Genomic DNA, 21168 nt, shown 5'->3' on the forward strand with positions numbered 1-21168 from the left:
GAACCTCCGACATCCCTCCCTCCCGAAGATGCCGCGCCCCCAAGGCGCGGCATCTGGTGATTGGGGGGGGGCGCGGCGACGTTGGCGGCTTTGACGGCGCTCCCTCAGTGGCAGTCGCCGTCGAGCTCTATCATGTCGAGGAGGGCTTGCTGGGAGTGCACGCCGAACTTGCGGTAGATGCGCTTGATGTGGGTTTTCGCCGTCTCGTCGGAGATGACCAGCTGCGTGCTGATGAAGCTGCAGTTGCGGCCCTTCGCCAGCAGCTCGAGCACCTCGGTCTCGCGCGGCGACAGGCCGCGCATCTCGGCGAGCTTCTTGAGCGAGCGCTTGAAGCGCGGGGCGGGGCCGTCCTGCGCGAGCGGATCGAACATGCTCCATCCCGAGGCGGGAAACGGGCTCTCGAAGGCGAACAGCGCCACGAGCAGGATGACGAACACCGAGCACGCGGCCACAATGGCCATGGTGTAGCGGTCGGTGGCGATGGCGACCAGCTGCGCGCCCACGATGGAGCCCAGCAGCTGGCCGGCCATGAGCATCATCATGGACAGGGATGCGAAGCGGGCGACGGGCTTGTTCAGCTTGCGCGCGAGGATGGCCCACAGCGCCCAGATGATGATGTAGAAGTACTGGTAGCCCAGCTGATGCACCGCGAACCCGATGAGGTCGAGCGGATAGGTGAGCGAGAAGAAGATGAAGCCCGCCGCCATGAGCGGCAGCGCCACCTGGTACGTCATATGGCGCAGGTCCATGCGGAACACGCTCGTGGTGACGAGGATGGCCATGGCGCCGAGGATGAGCGCGCCGATGTTGAGGTAGTCGCGCACGATGGTGAGGTGGGTGCCGCCGAAGGAGAAGAAGCCGCGCATGACGCCGTACGACAGGCCGAAGAACAGCGAGATGCCGGCGATTTCCAGCAGCGCCTTGCGCGAGGCGGTGAGCCGCGGCTTGCGCGCGCCCTTCGCTCCCCGTGCGCCCTTCGCCACACCTTCCGCGCTCTCGCCGTCGGGCTCGTCGGACGCGAGGCGCGCCGTGCGCACGATGCTCTGCTTGCGGGTGAACAGCCACATCTCCGCGACGGGCAGCACCACGGTGAGGAAGCGGGCCACCTGGCCCGGCAGGAACGTGATGAGAAGGTAGCAGGCGCTGCCCACGACGGTGGCCAGCACGCTGTACACGATGGTCTGCCGCGGCCCCAGCGTGGCCAAAAGCTCGCCCCACAGGATGACCTCGATGGCGCTTCCCACGCCGGTGAGCAGCGCGCCCAGCACGTAGGCGAGCGAGCTCGCGTCGCCGAAGGAGGCTGCCGAGGGATAGGACACGAGGAACGTGCCCACGAGCGTGAGGAATGCGGCCACGAGGGGCACGACGGCGCTGCGCCCGAAGACGGGGCGCTTCTTCGTCATGAGAAACAGGCCGCCGTAGCACAGCACGTTCGTCAGCAGCGACAGGAGCCACAACGGCTCGAGCGGCACGTGCTGCGTGACCCCGCTCGCCGCCGGCGAGGCCGAGTAGAAGGTGGAGCTCCAAAACGTCACCCACACCCACGTCCAGTGCAGCGCGAAGCCCACGACGATCGTGGCCTGCAGGTCGAAGCTGAACGCGGACAGCTTGATGCGCTTGTTGAGCGCGCCTAAACGGAACTTTCCCATCGACACCCCTTCCCCCGGTTACCTATTGTATCGGGTTTGATTTCGGATGCTACGTCGGGGCCGCGTGAACCCGGCGAAACGTGTCCCCCTAGGAGGGGTATTTTCGGGTTGCCCCCGCTCTGTCAAGGCGAAACGGCGCGCCGTCCTGCTAGATTGCACCCAACGTCACGGGGGACGGCGTCGGCCGAGCGAGGGCGGCGCACGACGATGAGGGGGACGCATGGAAACCTATCTGGACAACGCAGCCACCGCGCCGATGCACCCGTGCGTGGTGGACGCGGTGACGCGGGCGATGCGCGAGACGTACGGCAATCCGTCGTCGCAGCACGCGAAGGGCCGCGCGGCGCGGGCGCTGCTCGACGAGAGCCGCGCCGTTGTCGCGGACGCCGTGGGCGCCTTTCCCGATGAAATCTACTTCACGTCCGGCGGGACGGAATCGAACAACCTCGCGTTGACGGGGGCCTGCGCCGCGATCGCCCGCACGCAGGGCCCGGGCGCGGTGGTCACCACGGCCCTCGAGCATCCGTCCGTCACGAAAACCGTGCGCGGCCTCAAGCGCGATGGCTGGCGGGCGACCTACCTCGACGCGCCCGGAGGCGCGCTCGACATGGACGGCCTGAGCGCGGCGCTCGATGCGTCGGACGAGGTGCGCCTCGTGTCGGTGATGAGCGTGCAGAGCGAGCTGGGGTACCGCTTCCCGGTCGATCGCGTGGTGGACGCCTGCGCGGCGGCGCGCGGCCGCGACGGGGCGCGGCCCCTCGTGCACACCGACGCCGTGCAGGCGTTCGGGAAGATTCCGCTCGACGCGCACCGCTTGGGCGTCGACCTCCTGTCGTTCTGCTCGCACAAGGTGGGCGGCCCGAAGGGCGTCGGCGCGCTGTACGTGCGCCGCGGCGTCAACCTGTTCACTACCGCGTTCGGCGGCGGGCAGGAGCGCGGCCTGCGCTCGGGCACCGAAGCGCTGCCGCTCATCGCCGGCTTCGCCGAGGCGGCGCGCATCGCCCGCACCGAGCAAGGCGCCGCGCAGGCGCGCGCCGCGGCGCTGCGCGAACGCCTGGTGAACGCGCTGCGCTGCCGCTACGCCGACCTCATCCTGAACTCGCGCGACGACGGCTCGCCCTTCATCGTGAACTTCACGCTGCCCGGCACCGACAACCGCCGCGTGCTCGAGCGCTTGAGCGACGCCGGCGTGTACCTTTCGGCCTCGATGGCCTGCAGCTCGAACCACACCACGGTGCCGCCCGGCACCTGGCGCGAGAAGCACCCGCTTGCGCTGCAGCTGGCGGGCGTTCCCGCGCGCTTCACGCGGTGCACCTACCGCGTGAGCTTCAGCGATCGCACTACCGACGACGACGTGGATCGGTTCATCGCGGAGTTGGGGGAGGTGGTGCCCGCCCGCTTAGCGCAACGCATTGCATGATTTCAAACGCAACGGAGGAGGAAACGATGGAGAACGACTTCAACGAGGCTGCGGGCGGCATCACCCGCCGCACCTTCGTCAAAGGGGGCGCGGCCGTGGCCGCCGTGGGCGCGACCGGCGCGCTGGCGGGATGCACGGCTCCGCAGGCTCAGAACGCGGCCGAGGAAGGCGCGAAGCCCGCGCAGGACGAGGGCGTGTGGCTGCCCTCGCAGTGCAACATGTGCTTCAACGCGTGCAGCATCCTCGGACACGTGGTGGACGGCAAGCTCGTGGAAATCAAGGGCGACGACCGCAGCCCGGCCGGATGGGGCCACCTGTGCGGCAAGGGCACGGCCGGCATCATGCAGCTCTACGACGAGAACCGCATCACGAAGCCGATGAAGCGCACGAACCCCGAGAAGGGCGTCGGCATCGATCCGGGCTGGGAGGAGATCAGCTGGGACGAGGCCTACGACCTCATCTTGGAGAAGCTGGCCGAGCAGCAGGAAAAGAAGAAGCCCGTCATCGTGTTCGCGCTCATCACGAGCATCATCTCGTGGATCGACTCCATGAACTGGCTGGGCAGCACCGGCAGCATGCCCATCCCGTTCAAGGCCGACATCTGCGGCGCGCCCACGCACCCCATCTCGTCGCTGCTCACCGGCTGCGGCAACGCGCTGCCCGACTACGGCAACTGCACGTACCTCATGCAGTTCGGCACGCAGGCCGGTGTGGCCACGCGCCATGGCACGAGCATCACGGCGAAGGTGTTCGCCGAGGCGCGCGCGAACGGCTGCAAGCTGGTGAACTTTGACCCGCACATGTCGGGCGCGGCCGAGAAGGCCGACGAGTGGGTGCCCATCCGTCCCGGCACCGACGCCGCCGTGGCGCTCGCGATGGCGAACCTGCTGGTGAACGAGTACGACCTGTACGACAAGGAGTTCCTCACCGACCGCACGAACGGCCCCTCGCTCGTGGACCCCGCGACGCAGCGCATCGTGCGCGACGCATCGAAGGGCAACAAGGCGCTGTACTGGGATCTGTCCGACAACACGGCGAAGCCCTACGACGAGGCCGAGCAGCCCGCGCTCGAAGGCGACTTCGAGGTGGACGGCGTGGCCGTGCGCACGGCGTTCAGCATCTTCAAGGAGTCGATTGCGGAATACACGCCCGAGTACGCCGAAAAAGTGTCCACCGTGCCCGCCGACACCACGCGCCGCCTGGCTAAGGAGTTCGGCGAGGCCGCCTGCATCGGCCAGACCGTCGAGGTGGACGGGCTCACCGTGCCGTACCGCCCCGCCGCCGTGGACACGTTCTCCGGCATCGCGCGCCACAAGCACGGCTTCATCACGCACTGGGCCATTCTGCAGCTGAACACGCTCGTGGGCGCCACGTTCGCGCGCGGCGGCTATCTGGGCTACTACACGCGCAACCAGCACGGCTTCTACGAGGGCGACAAGGATCACGCCTGGGAGTTCACCATCTGGGAAGAGGACGGTCTCATCGAGGACCTCAACATGGCGCACGGGTGGCCGTCGAACGGCTCGCACTACCGGCACGTGCGCGAGGCCAGCTACACGCCCACGTCCGAGGCCATGGAGGAGCTGCAGCCGCTCACGATGGACCAGCACTTCGGCTACATCGCCCAGGTGCAGCCCGAGGTGTACGGCACCGAGCCGTCCGAGGTGGCGTTCTGCATGGCGTCGAACCCGCTGAAGAACTGGTGCAACCACGACTACCAGGCCAAGGTGCTCGAGTCGTTCGACTGGATTTTCGGCATGGACATCTACCTGAACGACTCGTCGTACTACTTCGACCTCATCATCCCCGAGCCGTGCTACCTCGAGCGCTACGACCCGCTGCCGCTGTCGTTCAACAACCACCGCGTGCCCGGCCTGCCCGAGGTGCCCTACATCGTGGCCGGTCGCATGCCCATCGTGGAGGCGAAGGACAACTGCCCCTCGGCGCTCGACACGTTCGGCGCGCTGGCGGCGAAGGCGGGCAAGACCGCGGAGTTCTCCGGGGCGCTCAACGAGTACTATCGCCTGGCCGACGAGTACAAGCTTGACGGCAAGGAGCAGATCACGGCCGAGCGCGTGTGCGATGCGGCGCTCAAGTCGCTGGCGGGCGAGGACCGTGGCGTCGACTGGTTCCGCGAGAACGGCGTGCTGACGCGCGAGCGCACGGCCGAGGAGGTATACGTGTTCGCCGCCGGCATGAAGGGCCGCATCCCGCTGTACTTCGACTTCATGCTGGAAGCGAAGGAGAAGATCGAGGCCGAGGTGGAGAAGCTGGGCATCTACTGGGAGACGGACGACTACATCCCCCTGCCCGCATTCATGCCGTGCCTCGACCACGAGGTGGAGGAAGAGGGCTTCGACCTGTTCCCCGTGTACTGGACGAACGCCATCAACACCGACACGTGGCAGGTGGAGAACGCCTGGATCAACGAGATCAACGAGGCGGACGACACCACGTACTTCCTCGAGATCAACGCGGCCACCGGAGCGGCGAAGGGTATCAAGTCGGGCGACAAGGTGCGGCTGTCGAACCGCGACGGCGACGTCGTGGAGGGCGTGGCTGTGCTCACCGAGTTCGTGCATCCCGAGTGCGTCGCGTCGGTGGGCGGCCACCTCAATGCGAAGTCCGAGTACCAGCCCATCGGCAAGACGAAGGGCACCGCGGTGAACCACCTCGTGCCCGCCGGCGATCCGAAGCGCATGGAGTACGTCGGGTCCGGCGTGGACCAGTGCGTGCGTTGCAAGCTTGAGAAGATTTCCTAACCCCCGGAAAGGAGGATGAGTTTCATGGCTTACGGATTCGTGATCGATCTGGAGAAATGCGTCGGGTGCCACGGGTGCTCGGTGGCGTGCAAGGGCGCGAACGGCACGCCTCCGGGCGTGACCCGCTCCCGCGTGGAGCGCGGCACCGAAGGCGCCTACCCCCATGCGGTGCGCACCATCCGCCCGGTGCTGTGCATGATGTGCGAGAACCCGCCGTGCGTGGCGGTGTGCCCCCAAGAAGCCACCACCGTCCGCGAAGAGGACGGCATCGTGGTCATCGACAAGGAGAAGTGCATCGGCTGCAAGAGCTGCATGACCGTGTGCCCCTACGGCGCCCGCTACCTCGTGGAGAGCGAGCAAGGGTACTTCGGCGCCGACCTCAACGAGTACGAGAGCGTCGCGTACGAGAACATGCCGAAGATGACGGTGGACAAGTGCGACTTCTGCATCGAGCATGCCGGTGACGGAAAGCCCGACCCCGTGTGCGTGAAGGCGTGCATGGCCGAGGCGCGCATATTCGGCGACCTCGACGAGATGAAGAAGCTCGTGGCCGAGCGCGGCGGCGAGGCCTACCTGCCCGACGAGGGCACGTCGCCCCGCGTGTTCTACCTGCCCACCATCACCGCGTAGCGCTGCGGCCGGCATCCGGGAGTTCGCACCCGGACGCCGGCCTCGTTCGTCCCCTGCGTTCGGGCGGCTCATGCTATACTGGTGCGCCGGAAAGGACGCGTGAACATGGTCAATATTCCCAGCCCCGCCCTGGCTATCGTCGGGCGGCACAATTCAGGTAAAACGACGCTCATCGAGCAGCTCATCGCTGCGTTGGTGGAGCGCGGCCACGATGTGGGCAGCGTGAAGCACCACAGCCATGTGGGCTTCGACATCGACTACCCCGGGAAGGACTCGTACCGCCATCGCGCGGCCGGCGCGAGCGAGACGGTGATTGCCGCTCCGGGGCAGATGGCGCGCATCAAAACGGTGGAGGGCGAAGCGGAGTGCGCCGACATCGTGCGCAGCATGCCCGGCCACGACGTGGTGGTGGTGGAGGGGTACCGCAAGAGCGGGCTGCCCACCATCGAGATCATGCGCGCGGGCAACGATGCGGACGCCCGCGTGGCCGCCGTGTTCGCCGAGGGCGCGCGCTGCGGCTGGCCGTTGGGCACCGACTTCACGCAGTTCACGCGCGGTACCGTGCCGCCGGCCGACGACGATGCGCGCGAGGCGCTGCGTCGCGCCGAGCAGCAGGCCGACGAGGCCGCGGGCGGGCACTTCAAGACGCAGCACCCCGACTACGCCGACATCTCGAACAAGCTGCCCACCTCGGACACGGTGGCCATCGTCACCGATATCGAGGAGGCGCGCCGCGCGGCCGAGCTGTACCATGTGCCCGCGTTCGCGCTCGACGACATCGCGGGGCTTGCCGACTTCGTGGAGCAGCACTACGTGCGCCCGCGCGTCACCGTGGTGATTCAGGCCGGCGGCGAGAGCCGGCGCATGGGGCAGAGCAAGGCGACGGTGCCCTTCGCGGGCCGTCCGCTCATCTGCCGCCTTGTGGAGCGTCTGGGGCCGGTGGCCGACGACCTCGTCATCACGACGAACGAGCCGGAGAACCTGGCGTTTCTGCACGGCGAGTTCCCGCAGTACCGCATTCAGCTCGTGTGCGACGCGTTCAACGTGCGCGGCGCGCTGCCGGGGCTGTACACGGCGCTGCAGGCGGCGCGCAACCCCTACGTGGCCGTGGTGGCGTGCGACATGGTGTTCGCCTCCGCGTCGCTCGTGGTGGCCGAGGCGCTGGCCATGAACGAGTCGGGCGCCGACGTGGTGGTGCCCGTCAACAAGCACGGCTTCGAGCCGTTCCATGCGATGTACCGCCGCATGGGCTGCCTGCCCGCCGTGCGCGCCGCGCTCGACCGCGGCGAGAAGCGCGCGCAGGGATTCTTCGCGGACGTGAACGTGTGCGAGTTCCCGCAAGAGCGCGTGTTGGAGGCCGAGCCTATGGGCGGCTGCTTCATCAACGCGAACACGCCCGAGGAGCTGAACGCCCTTGAGGAGACGTTCCTCGCGAAGTAGGGTGCATCGAAGGGGAAGACGAGACGAGGGAATCGGATGCCGAACCTGATCGACATAGTGGAAGTGGCCGAGGCGCTTGAGTCGAGGGCCGTGTACTTGGCGAGCGACCGCTGCGTGGTGGTGCGCAACCGCCACGCATCGTGCGCGAAATGCGCGGACGCGTGCCCGTCGGGCGCCGTGTTCGCCGCGAACAACGTGCTGGAGCTCGATCCCGAGCAGTGCGTGGCGTGCGGCGCGTGCACGACGGTGTGCCCGGTGGAGGCGCTCATCCCGCTGCGGCCGCTCGACGAGGACCTCGCGTCGAGCGTGGCCGAGAGCGTGGTTGCCACCGGTGGCGCGGCCGTGTTCGCGTGCGCGCGCATCGCCTCGAAACGCACCGCCGACCCCACGATGTTCACGGAAGTGCCCTGCCTCGCCCGCATGGAGGAGAGCGTGCTGCTGGGGCTTGCGGCGCGCGGCGTGGATGACCTGCTGCTGGTGGACGGCACGTGCGCCACGTGCAAGTTCCGCGCGAACGTGCCGGGCATCGACGCGACGGTGGCCTCGGCGAACGACCTCATGGCCGCCATGGGCTCCGACGTGCGCGTGGAGCGCTCGTCGGCGTTCCCCGACGAGCTGCTGCTCGAGGACAAGCGCACGCTGCTGGGCGAGTCGCGCCGCGGCTTCTTCACGAGCGCGCGGACGCGGGCGAAGGACGCGGCCGGCAAGACGGCCGAGGTCATGGTGTTCAAGCACGACGACGCCGCGCCGTCGCTGCGCGAGCGGCTGCGCATGTCCGATTCCGGCACGCTGCCGCAGTTCAACCCGCAGCGGCGCATGCTCGTGCTCGACGCGATGGACCGCCTCGGCGCGCCCGTCGTGCCCGAGATCGACACGCGCCTGTTCGGATCGGTGTCCATCGACACGGACGCGTGCAGCTCGTGCAACATGTGCACGGTGTTCTGCCCGACGGGCGCGCTGCGCAAGAGCGAGCTCGTCCCCGAGGAGGGCGAGGGCAGCTTCCTCGAGTTCTCCGTGGCCGACTGCGTGCAGTGCAACCTGTGCGCCGACGCGTGCCTCAAGAACTGCCTGACCGTGAACTCCGTCGTATCCACCGACGAGCTGTTCGACTTCGAGCCGCGCCTCATCCATCTGCCGAATCCGCCTGCGCGACCGGGCATTCTGTCGAGCCTCAAGCGGTAGGCGGGACGCGCCTGCGCGTGGAGATCGTGTCGATGGCCGAACTGTATCTATCTTTGTTACAGCAACTGCGGTATAACGGGAGTGAACAAAGAGCGACACGGCGCAAGCCGTAGACGGAGCGATACTATGAACAGCGATTTCATCGTGGCGGTGCACGCGCTGGTGTTCCTGAACCACAAAGCGAACGAGACGGTGTCGAGCGAAGCTCTGGCCGAGAACATCTGCACGAACGCCGCGCGCGTGCGCAAGGTGATGGCGCCGCTCAAGCGCGCCGGGTTCGTGACGACGCGCGAGGGCAACGTGGGAGGCTACCGGTTCGCCGGCGACGCGGCCGCAATCAACCTGCGCACCGTGGCCGACATCCTGGACATTCGGTTCGTGCAGTCGAACTGGCACAGCGGCAACATCGACATGGAGTGCCTCATCGCCTCGGGTATGGCGGCCATCATGGACGACATCTTCCTCGACCTGGATGCGCGCTGTCGCGAGCGCCTCGAGCAGATCGCCATTGCCGACATCGATCATCGCATCTTCGGCCCCGGCGGCGTTGCCGAGCTCGAAGAGCAGCTGGCCCTTGCCGGCGCGACCGGCTAGGGGGCTGCCATGGGTTTCTCCCTCGAATCGAGCATCCCGGCGCTCACCGTGTTCGTGCAGGGCCTGCTCAGCTTCTTCTCGCCCTGCGTGCTGCCGCTCATCCCGCTCTACATAGGCTACCTGGCCGGCGGTGCGGCGAAGACGAACGACGACGGCACCATCGAGTACCCGCGCAAGAAAGTGTTCGTGAACACGCTGTTCTTCGTGATCGGCGTGAGCTTCGCGTTCTTCCTGCTGGGCTTCGGCTTCACGGCGCTCGGGCAGTTCTTTACGGGCAATCAGCGCGTGTTCTCGATCATCGCCGGTGTCATCATGGTGGCGTTCGGCCTGTACATGCTAGGCGTGTTCGGCAAGACGAAGCTGGTGGAGAAGGAGCATCGTCTGCCGTTTCAGCTGGGCCGCTTCGCGATGAACCCCCTCGTGGCGCTCGTGCTGGGCTTCACGTTCAGCTTCGCGTGGACGCCGTGCGTGGGTCCGGTGCTGGCAAGCGTGCTGCTCATGGCGTCGTCGAGCGCGTCGGCTGCGGCGGGCTTCGGCCTCGTGGCCGTGTACACGCTGGGCTTCGTGCTGCCGTTTCTGGCGGTGGGCCTGTTCACGGGCGAGGTGCTGCGGTTCTTCCGCACGCACGGCAACGTGGTGAAGTACACGGTGAAGGTGGGCGGCGCGCTGCTCATCGTCATGGGCATCATGACCGTCACCGGATGGATGAACGGCGTGACGAGCTACCTGTCGTCGTTCGGCGCGGCGCCGAGTGCGCAGGAGCAGCCGGCGGACACGGGCACGGACGCGGGTGCGGACGGCGGCGCTGAGGGCGATGCGGCGGGCGCGAGCGGGTCGGGTGGATCGGGCGGGGCTTCGGGCGCGGCCGATTTGGAGGCGGCTCCGCTGGTCGACTTCAAGATGGTCGATCAGCACGGCGAAGAGCACTCGCTTGACGAGTACCGCGGCAAGACGATCTTCCTCAACTTCTTCGCAACCTGGTGCGGCCCCTGCAAGATGGAGATTCCCGACATCGAGAAGCTGTACACGGACAACGGCGGCAACGCCGAGGACCTCGTGGTGCTGGGCGTGGCGAACCCGAAGACCGACGAGCATCCCAACAACAATGACGTGACCGTGGACGAGGTGAAGGCGTTCATCGACGAGCAGGGCATCACGTACCCCGTGCTCATGGACACGTCGGGCACCATGTTCTCGGGTTACCGCATCATGTCGTTCCCCACGACGTTCATGATCGACAAGGACGGCAACCTGTTCGGCTACGTGAGCGGCATGCTTACCTCCGACATGATGAGCAGCATCGTCGAGCAAACGATGACCGGCGAGCGAACGTAGGACGCGCGGAGCACGTTCAACGTGGCAAATGAGAACGAATGTTTCACGTGAAACATGCGGGAGGAAGGCAGCCGGGGCTGCCTTCTTTTTTGTTTCCCGCCCTCCCTCTTGCGCCGGCTGGGCGTTGTGTGGGCTGCACGTCTCACCGCCGGCGCAAGAGGAGGAAACGGGTCATCCTCCCATTCTCCCCGTCCTCCTCCCATCCTCCCCAAATTCTTACTTTACAGCGTAAAGAAAATGTCTTACCCTGTGCTTTACATTGTAAAGTTCGTGAAGGAGGAGGACTATGGGGAATGATGTGACGCGGCGTTCGTTTTTGAAGGGGATCGGGTTGGCCGGGTTGTCGGCGGGCGCGCTTGGGGCGCTTGGGACGACCGGTATCGCGTTCGCCGACGAGGAAACGACGGGCACGGCGTACGAGGCGATAGCGACGGGCCGCGAGAAGGCGTCGTGCCCGGGGCCGCGCGGGCCTGTCGCGTTCGAGGACCGGACCATCGCCGCATCCGAGATCGTCGCGACCGAGGAGTGCGACGTGCTGGTGGTGGGCGCCGGCATCGCGGGGCTCACGGCAAGCCTCAAGGCCGCCGAGGAGGGCGCGCGCACCGTGTGCCTCGAGAAGATGACGCGCGGCCGCGGGTGCTTCGAGTGCTTCGGCGCATACGATGCGCAGGCGCAGAAGGACGCGGGCATCGAGATCGACCCGGCGCAGCTGCTCGACGAGATCTACCGTTCGGCGTACTGGCGCACGCGCCCCGAGCCGGCGAACACGTACGTGTATCGTTCGGGCGAGGCCACCGATTTCTGGCAGAAGATGCTCGACAAGGGAGACAACGGCTTCGTCATCACGCCGGTGGAGGAGGCTCCGAGCACGAACGGCATGCCGACGATCCCCTCTGAGCTGGGCTTCTACGACAGCCCGTCGCTGCCGCCCGATGCGGGCGTGCGCTCGGGCTACTCGGGCATCTACGTATGCCTCGAGATGGCCGAGGTCGCCGCAACCTACGACAACCTGGACGTGCGCTACCGCATGCCGGCCGTGCAGCTCGTGCGGGCGGACGGCGGGCGCGTGACGGGCGTCATAGCGAAAGGCGACGAGGGGTACGTGCAGATCAACGCCGCCAAAGGCGTTATCCTCGCAACGGGTGGCTACGACGCGAATCCCGAGATGATGGAGGCGTGGGTGCGCCCCGAGGACTACGCGTCGTCGAGCTGGTGGAACCCCGGCTGGGGCACGACGGGCGACGGCCACATGATGGGCCTTGCGGCCGGCGCGCAGATGGACTCGCTGCCGCAGCCGGTGATGAACTTCCGCTGGGGCAATCCCGATTCGTTCTACGACGCGCGTGTGTGGACGCCCATCTGGCTGGCTATCAACGTGAACGCGCAGGGCAAGCGCTACGTGAACGAAGACCTGCCGTTCCAGGCCGTGTCGAACGCGCAGAACGCGCAGCCCGGTTTCGGCGCGAACTGTTGGCAGATTTTCGACGACGGCATGCTGGGCGCGTCGGATGAGGAAATTGCGGCCGCGAAGGCGGCGCTCGAGGAGTTCGAGCAGAAGGGATGGGCATTTTCCGCGTCGAGCCCGCGTGAACTGGCTGCCGCCTGCGGCATCGACGCCGACGGCCTTGAGCAGACCATCGCCACGTACAACGAGTACTACGCGAACAAGAAGGACCTCGCGTTCAACCGGTTTATGGAAAGCGTGGCGCCGTTCGCGGGCGAAACCATCTACGCACTCACCACGAACAGCTGCGTGCTGGCCACCGTGGGCGGCCTGACCATCGACGGCTCGTGCCGCGTGCTCGACACCGACGACGAGGTGATCGAGGGCTTGTACGCCGTCGGAAACGCGTCGGGCAATTTCTTCGCGGGCAACTACCCGCGCCATATTCCCGGAACATCCATCGGGCGTGCCGTCACGTTCGGCTACGTTGCCGCCGAGCATGCCGTGAAAGGAGCGTAAAGCCATGTTGAACGTCAAACGATCCACCTGGGGCGCAGGTGTTGCTGCCGCTTTCGTGTTGTGCCTGGTCCTGGGCTTGACGGCGTGCGCGCCGAAGGCGGTCGAAGCGGGTGCGGGCGCCGATGGCGCGGGCTCGTCGTCGGCTGCGACGCAGACCGCTGCCGACGGCACAGGCGCGTACGTGTCCGACGAGCAGTGCCTGAGCTGCCACGGCGGCTCCTATGAGGCGCTCGCCGAAACGACGGCGAGCTACGGCGTGAGCAACCCGCACGATTCCATTCACGGCGGGTACGGCGCATGCGTGAACTGCCACGCGAAGGACAAGGAGATCACCGACAATCAGTGCCTCCACTGCCACGATTGGCCCCACAACCCCGACGCTGCATAAGGTTCGGGGGAGGGGGCTTCCCTCCCTGCGCGGGCGTCCTTGACGGGGCGCTCGCGCTGCGCTGCGGGTTGGTTTTCGTGTGGCGCGCGGCCGTCCGTCGCGACGGCTCGTCTATACTGGCGGGAGGCAATCACGCGGCGCGGAGGATGGCATCACGATGGACGGCACACGCAAGGCTCCTGCAAAACGCTCTTTGACCAGGGAGGGCATCGTAGATGCCGCCTACCGTATGATCGACGAGAACGGTATGGGCGCCTTCACCATGCGCGCCCTGGGCGCCGAGCTGGGCGTGTCGGCCATGGCGTTCTACGCGCACTTCGCCTCGCGCGAGGAGGTGCTTGTTGCGGTGCTCACGCGGTTCATGGGCACGCTCGATACCGACCCCGTGCCCGGCGAACGGTGGGACGACACGCTGCGCCGCACCATGACGTCCATCCATCGCGAATACTGCGCGCATCCTTCCATGTACCACATCGATCTCGACCCGCGCGTTTCCTACGAAGGTCTGGCCGCGCATACCGAGAAAATCGTGTCGTTGCACCTGGCACAGGGGATGCCCGAGCCCATCCTCACGAAGGCGTGGGCCATGATCGATGCGTTCCTCACCGGTTTCAACGGCAGCGCCATCAGCGCGCAGGACATTCGCCGCATCGAGAAGGCCGCCGGCGTCGACGAGCGGAATCTGCCCGTGTGGCAGCGCATCGTGCGCTCGGCCTACTCCGAAGAGTCGTTCCAGAACGGCGTGGAGATGATCATCATGGGCGTCCGCGGCCTGGCCGCCCCCGACCCCTGCGACTGGCGGACGCCGGAGTAGGGGAACGACATCCTGCGTGCTTTGCGCTGCCCTGTACCGAATTCGGTACAGGGCAGCTTTGTTTACGGGGTCGCGATGACCCCGTAAACGAGTCAAAAAATCGCCTGTTCAAAGCGCCAGACCCCCCATTACTCGATAAGCGCGGTTATGTAAACTCGAATGAATTCGAGGCTTCCGACGTCGCCTTCCTCGCCCCTGAGCTCACGAGCGAGGCCGAGGGCTCCCTCCGCGCCTCCGAGCGCGCCGACGGGCGCCTGGGCTACCGCTTCGTGAAGCGCGCCTTCGACATCGCCTTCTCGCTCGCCGCGATAGCGGCGCTGATCGTCCCCTCGATCGCGCTCTGCATCGCCATCCGCGTCGAGAGCCCCGGCTTCCCGATCTACTCCCAGAAGCGCGTCGGGCGCATCGGGCGCGCAGGCGAGGTGCGCACCTTCGACATGTACAAGTTCCGCTCCATGAGCGCCGACGCCGACGAGCGCCTGGCCGAGCTCGCCGACATGAACGAGGCCGACGGCCCGCTCTTCAAGATCAAGGACGACCCGCGCGTCACGCGCATCGGGAGGTTCATCCGAAAGCACTCGATCGACGAGCTCCCGCAGTTCCTGAACTGCCTCACAGGCCAGCTCTCCTGCGTGGGCCCCCGCCCGCCGCTTCCCTCCGAGGTGGCCCAGTACGACGGGCGCGCCATGCGCCGCCTGTCCGTCAAGCCCGGCCTCACCGGCTACTGGCAGGTGTCCGGCCGCAGCGACACGACGTTCGACGACATGGTGGACCTGGACCTCGCCTACATCGAGGAGAGGTCGTTCCTGGTCGACCTGCGCGTGATCGCGAAGACGGTGACGGCAATGTTTACCGGGAAGGGGGCGTGCTGAGATGGATGTCGACTCTCCGTCTGTGAGCATCGTTATTCCCCTCTATAACTGCGAAAAGTTTCTCGCAGAGGCGCTAGACTCTATCATCGCGCAGACACTTTCGGACTGGGAGGCTATTCTCGTAGACGACTGCAGCGCTGACAAATCAGCCAATATCGCCCAGTTGTATGTGGGGCAGGATAAACGCTTTCGTCTGTTCAGGCAGCCTGAGAATCGAGGTGCGGCCATGGCGAGGAACAAGGCTCTCTCCGAAGCTCGCGGACGCTTCATCGCCTATTTGGACTCCGACGACTACTGGCTTCCCGAGAAGCTGGAACGGCAGGTCGCCTTCATGGAAAAGCACGGCTATGGTGCCTGTTTCACGTCGTACGAGACGGTGAACGAGGATGGGAGTCACCGCAACTTCGTTCATGTGGATGGTGAGGTGAACTACGATAATTTTTTGAAGAAACCACCGACATGCAGCCACACAATCATGTTCGACACTGCCATGGTCGATCGCTCTCTTCTCGTCATGCCCGACATCCGAAAGCGCCAAGACGCAGCTACCTGGCTGCAGGTTGTAAAGGGCTACGGGCCTCTACAAGGCCTCGATGAGGTTCTGGCGTGCAATAGGAAACGTCCCGGATCGCTCAGCTCGAACAAGCTCTCGGCCGTTCGTAGCACATGGATGCTCTACACGGAGATCGAACGGCTAAACAAACCATATGCAGCGTACTGCCTTTTCTGGCAGGTGCTCCATGCTGTCCTCAAGAGAATTGGAAGGATATAGATGCTCAGTTCGCTTTACGAAGATCTGCTCGCCGGCAATGCAAAGCTCTCCCTGGTCGGCTTGGGATACGTCGGAATGCCCATTGCCGTTGAGTTCGCCAAGCACGTTCCCGTCATCGGGTTCGATGTCAACGAGGCCAAGATCGCCCGGTACAAGGCGGGATTGGATCCCACCAAAGAGGTTGGTGACAAGGCCGTGGCATCCACGGCGGTCGAGTTCACGGCCGATGCCGAACGGCTCGAGGAGGCCCTCTTCCACATTGTGGCCGTGCCGACGCCCGTAAACCAGGACAAGACGCCCGACCTCTCGCCCGTCATCGGCGCGTCGGAGACGTTGGGAAGACACCTGAAACCTGGGTCCGTCGTTGTCTACGAGTCCACCGTCTACCCCGGCGTCACCGAGGATGTGTGCGTGCCCATTCTGGAGCGTGAGAGCGGTCTCAGATGCGGAATTGATTTCAAGGTGGGCTACTCTCCGGAACGCATCAACCCTGGCGACAAGGTGCATACTCTCACGAGCATTCGAAAGATCGTTTCCGGGCAAGACGCCGAATCCCTTGAGCTCATCGGGAGGGTGTATGACATCGTCATCGAGGCCGGAACCTATCCAGTGTCGACTATCAAGACCGCCGAGGCCATCAAGGTTGTGGAGAACTCCCAGCGCGATATCAACATCGCCTTCATGAACGAACTCGCCATGGTATTCGACCGCATGGGAATCGACACCTCCGAAGTTGTGGACGGTATGAACACCAAGTGGAACGCCCTTGGTTTTCGTCCCGGCCTGGTCGGGGGTCACTGTATCGGCGTGGACCCCTACTACTTCACCTACGAGGCCGAGAAACTCGGTTACCACAGCCAGATCATCCTTTCGGGTCGCAAAGTGAACGACGGGATGGGTGAGTTCGTGGCGGACGCGGCCATCCGCGAGATGATCCACGCGGGCTTGGCGCCCGCCAAGGCGCGCGTGGCCGTTCTGGGTCTCACCTTCAAGGAGGACTGTCCCGACGTGCGAAACTCCAAAGTCCAGGATATCCTGGACCGTCTGCGGCAATATGGAATAGTCCCGATCGTCTGCGACCCTTGGGTCGATCCGGTCGACGCGAAAGCCGCTTATGGAGTGGAGCTTGTGCCGATGGAGGGCCTTTGTAATCTCGACTGCCTGATCGTGGCCGTGGCGCACCGTCAGTTCCGCGAGCTTGCGAGCGACGATGTGAAGGCGCTTTTCGCCGATGGGGCTGATGGAGCTAAAGTTCTTGTGGATGTGAAGAGCATCTTGAGCAAAGCGGATTTCCCTGGTTACCGGTATTGGAGGCTGTAAAGCGCTCATGGACGCGAGGACGAGAATAAAGACAAAGCTGCCCGAAAGTGTATACAATTTCCTTGTGGCGAGACGCGATGCTCGCGCGTATCGAGAAATGAGCGTTCTCGATACGAAGGACTACCCGACCAAGCTTATGCAACTCTACGAGCGAAGGATGGGTAAGTCTCTGGATCTGGAAAACCCTCGTACGTTTAACGAGAAGATTCAATGGCTTAAGCTCTACGACTCCTCAGCAGAAAAGGGGATGCTGGCGGACAAGTACCAAGTACGCGCTTGGGCTGCGGAGCAAATCGGCGCTGAGCATCTGATTCCACTGTTGGGCGTATGGAGCGATCCTAGCGAGATCGACTTCGATGCTCTTCCAAATAGCTTCGTTCTCAAAGCGACCCATGCGAGCGGCTGGAACATCATTGTACCCGACAAAGCCGACTTGGATGTTGCCAAAGCTCGTAGGAAAATGCGACGTTGGATGGAGACCGACTTCGCAATGACGAAGCCGACGATGGAGTTGCATTATCGGTATTGCTCGCGTCGCATCATCGCTGAAGAATTTATGGACTTCGACCACGGTGAGCCGGTGGACTATCGTTTCTTTTGTTCGTACGGTGAGGTTTTCTCGGTTTGGGAAGACGTTGCCTCCGGAACGCTCAGCCATCGCAGGAACATTTACGATCCCGAATGGAATCTTTTGCCGTCCGTTGCGACATGGCCCAAACTCGGAGCAACGAAAAAACCCGTGCATTATGACGAGATGCTTCGCTATGCGCAGGACATGAGTCGTGACTTCTCGTTCGTGCGGGTGGACTTTTATGACTATGACGAGACAGTCCTTTTCGGAGAGATGACGTTTACTCCTATGGCAGGCTACGTCGTGTTCGAACCTGAAAGTTTCGATGCTGAGCTAGGGGGATGCATCGCCCTTCCTCAAAAGAAAATTGCGCCAGGTGAATCGCGCGGCATCGAATCGGTTTTGTCGATCGACTGCATGCAAATGCGAGACGCTGGGACGGTCGAGGGTGCGAAGGATGCGATATAAGCAGAGCCCGCCGAGGAAGACGCTCTAGATGTGTGATTTGTTTCACATGAGTGAGCGTAATTGGGTGGGCCTTTTTGGCTCGCACGACCGTTCCGTCGATGTTCGCTCTGATGAGAGCGAACTTATCTCTGGGCAAAATCCAATGCATCATAGAAGACTTTTTTTGAGGGGTTGTTCGTCTAGATGCTGGATGTGAATCGCATGAAATCGTCAGGCTCTTTCTTGAACGTGCGACCTGATCCAATTGTTGCAACCACGGGCAAAGAAAGGGGTTTCGCTCTCTTTGCGTCCGGCTTCATAGTGTACCTACTGCATATGCTCTTTCCGATGAGCGCGATTGGGGAGTTTGCGACCGCCGCTGCAGGTGCCCTAGCGATGCTATGCTCCGCATTCATTTTTCGTCCGAGTATGCGGAAGATGGATCTGATCGCCGTTCTTCTCGTTGCAAGGGCGGTATGGCTGAGTTTGGTCAACCTTGTTGTGGGCGGTGGTCTGGACTACTTCGCTAATGGAGCATACTTTTCCGCAATTGTCTCGATTTTCGTTTATGTAGGCTGTCGGAGTTACTCTGCTGATGGACGGTCTTCTTCTTTGATGACGACTGGAATGCTCATCCTCTTCGTTGTCGTTTTTGCCCAGACCTTATTCTATTACATTCAGCTAGGCTCATTTGGTGACTTTAGAACTAGCAAATACATGATCTCTATTCCATTCGGCGATTCTAATGCAATTGCAATGGGCTACATCGCTGTGGGGCTCTACCTTGTTTACACCCTGAAGACCAGGTTGCAGCGAGGCATAGTCATTGTTTTGATGATCGTGGGTAGCGTTCTCTTGGCCTCAACGGGTAGCCTCGTCTCGTTGGGGTTGATTGCGACCTGTCTTGCACTTGGCTCCTTTGATCCGAACAAGCGATTATCTCACGTGACTCTTCTGCTTGGTTGCTTCGTATTCATAGCGCTTACGGTAATCGTCGTGAACATCACGCAAGGAGGATCCGTCGCTGCGCTCTTCGCCTCTACAATTGAGAAGATCGAGGAATTTTTGTCTGGTAACTTTGCGAGCGCCTCAACCAATAGAACGTATATATATGTTCATTACTTTGATCTGTTCTGCGATAGCCCAGTCGTAGGATATGGAACTGCGCCGGTGAACGCGGTGTGGGGTGTCGTTGAGTCGTATCGTCCCCACAACTGGGTTCTCGAAGCTCTTAACCAAGGAGGATTCGCGAATCTTTTCTTCTTTACTGCTGCTTGCGTGCTGGGATTTAAGAACTCGCGTCGTGACGGTTTCTCCAGAGCTTGCTGTATTCTTGCGGCTTACCTGTTGATCAATAGCTTCTTTGAACCTGGTGTTTTTGGCATCAACAAAGACTTTCTTTTGTGGTGCGCGCTCGGGTTCTCTGCCGGGAGGGGTGTGAGATCGTGAAGCGCGTAGGGGCTGTTGTATTGAACTACAACTGTTCGAGCTTGACTAAGAGGTGCTGTGAAGCTCTGCTTGACATAAGAGGCGGGCATCAAGGGATTGAGATTGTCGTAGTTGATAATTGCTCGGCAGATTCCGATCTCCGGAATTTGAGAGGTGTCACGTCGAGCATCGGTGTAACACTTCTGGAGTCAAAGAGTAACGGCGGGTATTCGGCTGGGAACAATATCGGTATAAAACATCTTCTCAAAATGGGATGCGATTTTGTGCTCGTCGTGAATCCCGATGTGATTATATCCCCGACCGCTGTAGGGAAATTGGTGTCCGCTTTCGAGCAGGACGAAGATGCGCTCTTTGCTGGGCCTCGAATCGTTGGCGCCGACGGATCGATTGACAGGCGGGCTCAGATATTTAGGCGATGGGGATACTACGCAACGTTTTTTTCGAAGTATCCACTTTCGAAAATCAAGCTAACCGGACTTGACTCAAGATATTACAGGACGAGCAGAGATTTTTCCGTCGATACGCCCGTTTTTACCGTATCGGGTTGCTGTGTCTTGTTCAAAGCTTCATTCTTCCGCGATTGCGGATTTCTTGATGAAGCCTATTTTATGTATAACGAAGAAGTGACGTGGGGGCTGAAAGCGCAGGCATGTCGACAGGGTGGGCACGGGCTTTACGTTGCATCCGCTGAAGCGATACACGACCATCCTAAGTCTTCTGGAGTTGCGAGCCCTTTCACTGTGACGCAAAGAATGAAAAGCAATCTTATCTATTGCGAGAAATATCTCCGTTGCTCGCGGATACAAAAGCTCTTGCTGCTTTCCTATTACAGGCTTTCCTATTGCTACCTATCCAGATCGAACGATTCCTTTATTGATCATCGGAGTGCTTTTATCGCTGCGCAAAGGGAGTCAATGTCTTATTGCGAGGTGGACGAATGAGTAAAATTCAACGTATAGTTAGACGAGTGCTATTTCCTGTTCGCAAAATAGAATGGCGCCTGCAGAACAGAAAAAATGCAACATCTATGCAGAATCCTTTCGATATGGGAAAGGTGATTGTCGGTCGCTATTCTTACGGAAAGCTGAACGTTTCGTTCTTTGGCGCTCCAAACGAGGCTCTTTCAATAGGAGACTTTTGCTCTATCGCAGACGGAGTCAAGTTCATCTGCGGCGGAGATCATCGTATGGATACGATCATGACCTTCCCTTTTGAACACCGTGTTTTTGGGCGGGTAGAGGCGATTTGCAAAGGTCCAATTGTTGTTGAGGACGACGTATGGATCGGAACAAACGCGGTAATCCTTTCAGGTGTCACTCTCGGACGTGGAAGCGTGGTGGCTGCCGGTGCCGTTGTAGGCAAAGACGTCCCTCCATATGCGATAGTGGGAGGAATACCTGCGAAGATCGTCAAGTACCGATTCTCTGAAGATACGATACAGGAACTAATGCGGGTCGATTTCTCGTGCGTCGACGATGACTTCGTCAGAAGCCATAGAAATGAGTTCTTGGGAGAGTTGAGTCAGGGAACGATCGAGATCCTAAAGAACCACGCCTAGTT

At 62.6% G+C, this 21168-nt stretch carries 18 protein-coding genes; 17 read left to right on the plus strand and 1 reads right to left on the minus strand.

Going from position 1 to position 21168, the window contains the following annotated elements:
- Positions 1-104: 104 nt before the first annotated feature.
- A complete protein-coding gene (locus C1876_RS11805) occupies positions 105-1649 on the minus strand; it encodes a helix-turn-helix transcriptional regulator (RefSeq protein WP_114546925.1) in 1545 nt (514 codons plus the stop codon).
- A 220-nt stretch (positions 1650-1869) separates the two neighbouring features.
- Between C1876_RS11805 and C1876_RS11810 the strand changes: the two genes are divergently transcribed.
- The 17 genes from C1876_RS11810 to C1876_RS18210 all read left to right on the plus strand — a co-directional run bounded on the left by C1876_RS11810 (position 1870) and on the right by C1876_RS18210 (position 21166).
- Positions 1870-3069: a cysteine desulfurase family protein gene (locus C1876_RS11810; RefSeq protein WP_114546926.1), complete on the plus strand. Its 1200-nt coding sequence runs from the start codon at positions 1870-1872 to the stop codon at positions 3067-3069.
- A 26-nt stretch (positions 3070-3095) separates the two neighbouring features.
- Positions 3096-5831 carry a molybdopterin-dependent oxidoreductase gene (locus C1876_RS11815; protein WP_114546927.1) on the plus strand — a complete coding sequence of 912 codons (2736 nt, stop codon included), beginning with the start codon at positions 3096-3098 and terminating at the stop codon, positions 5829-5831.
- Positions 5832-5855: 24 nt separating this feature from the next.
- Positions 5856-6461 (plus strand): 4Fe-4S dicluster domain-containing protein, encoded by a 606-nt coding sequence (locus C1876_RS11820; protein ID WP_114546928.1) that lies wholly within the window; start codon positions 5856-5858, stop codon positions 6459-6461.
- A 105-nt stretch (positions 6462-6566) separates the two neighbouring features.
- On the plus strand, positions 6567-7901 hold the full coding sequence (gene mobB / locus C1876_RS11825; RefSeq protein ID WP_114546929.1) for a molybdopterin-guanine dinucleotide biosynthesis protein B: 1335 nt from the start codon (positions 6567-6569) through the stop codon (positions 7899-7901).
- 36 nt (positions 7902-7937) lie between these two features.
- Positions 7938-9083, plus strand: coding sequence for a 4Fe-4S binding protein (locus tag C1876_RS11830; protein ID WP_114546930.1), 1146 nt, complete (start codon positions 7938-7940; stop codon positions 9081-9083).
- Positions 9084-9209: 126 nt separating this feature from the next.
- Positions 9210-9677 (plus strand): RrF2 family transcriptional regulator, encoded by a 468-nt coding sequence (locus tag C1876_RS11835; protein ID WP_114546931.1) that lies wholly within the window; start codon positions 9210-9212, stop codon positions 9675-9677.
- Between the two features lie 9 nt (positions 9678-9686).
- Complete coding sequence (locus C1876_RS11840; protein ID WP_114546932.1) at positions 9687-11012, plus strand: redoxin domain-containing protein; 1326 nt, start codon at positions 9687-9689, stop codon at positions 11010-11012.
- A 286-nt stretch (positions 11013-11298) separates the two neighbouring features.
- On the plus strand, positions 11299-12975 hold the full coding sequence (locus C1876_RS11845; RefSeq protein WP_114546933.1) for an FAD-dependent oxidoreductase: 1677 nt from the start codon (positions 11299-11301) through the stop codon (positions 12973-12975).
- Positions 12976-12979: 4 nt separating this feature from the next.
- Positions 12980-13363 (plus strand): cytochrome c3 family protein, encoded by a 384-nt coding sequence (locus tag C1876_RS11850; RefSeq protein ID WP_114546934.1) that lies wholly within the window; start codon positions 12980-12982, stop codon positions 13361-13363.
- Between the two features lie 157 nt (positions 13364-13520).
- Entirely contained in the window at positions 13521-14177 is a 657-nt protein-coding gene (locus C1876_RS11855) for a TetR/AcrR family transcriptional regulator (RefSeq protein WP_114546935.1), read from the plus strand.
- Between the two features lie 269 nt (positions 14178-14446).
- Positions 14447-15049, plus strand: a complete 603-nt coding sequence (locus tag C1876_RS11860) for a sugar transferase (RefSeq protein WP_244910133.1) — start codon at positions 14447-14449, stop codon at positions 15047-15049.
- Between the two features lies 1 nt (position 15050).
- Positions 15051-15821 carry a glycosyltransferase family 2 protein gene (locus tag C1876_RS11865; protein WP_114546936.1) on the plus strand — a complete coding sequence of 257 codons (771 nt, stop codon included), beginning with the start codon at positions 15051-15053 and terminating at the stop codon, positions 15819-15821.
- Positions 15822-17141 (plus strand): nucleotide sugar dehydrogenase, encoded by a 1320-nt coding sequence (locus C1876_RS11870; protein WP_114546937.1) that lies wholly within the window; start codon positions 15822-15824, stop codon positions 17139-17141.
- Positions 17142-17298: 157 nt separating this feature from the next.
- A complete protein-coding gene (locus C1876_RS11875; RefSeq protein ID WP_158544680.1) occupies positions 17299-18180 on the plus strand; it encodes an ATP-grasp fold amidoligase family protein in 882 nt (293 codons plus the stop codon).
- A gap of 183 nt (positions 18181-18363) precedes the next feature.
- Positions 18364-19608: an O-antigen ligase family protein gene (locus tag C1876_RS11880; protein ID WP_114546939.1), complete on the plus strand. Its 1245-nt coding sequence runs from the start codon at positions 18364-18366 to the stop codon at positions 19606-19608.
- Positions 19605-20549: a glycosyltransferase gene (locus tag C1876_RS18205; RefSeq protein WP_158544681.1), complete on the plus strand. Its 945-nt coding sequence runs from the start codon at positions 19605-19607 to the stop codon at positions 20547-20549. The genes C1876_RS11880 and C1876_RS18205 overlap by 4 nt, the downstream gene beginning before the upstream one ends.
- Positions 20546-21166 (plus strand): CatB-related O-acetyltransferase, encoded by a 621-nt coding sequence (locus tag C1876_RS18210; protein ID WP_114546941.1) that lies wholly within the window; start codon positions 20546-20548, stop codon positions 21164-21166. The genes C1876_RS18205 and C1876_RS18210 overlap by 4 nt, the downstream gene beginning before the upstream one ends.
- The last annotated feature ends 2 nt before the right edge of the window (positions 21167-21168 follow it).

The sequence above is a fragment of the Eggerthella sinensis genome (genome assembly GCF_003339815.1).
Classification (GTDB): Bacteria; Actinomycetota; Coriobacteriia; order Coriobacteriales; family Eggerthellaceae; genus Eggerthella; species Eggerthella sinensis.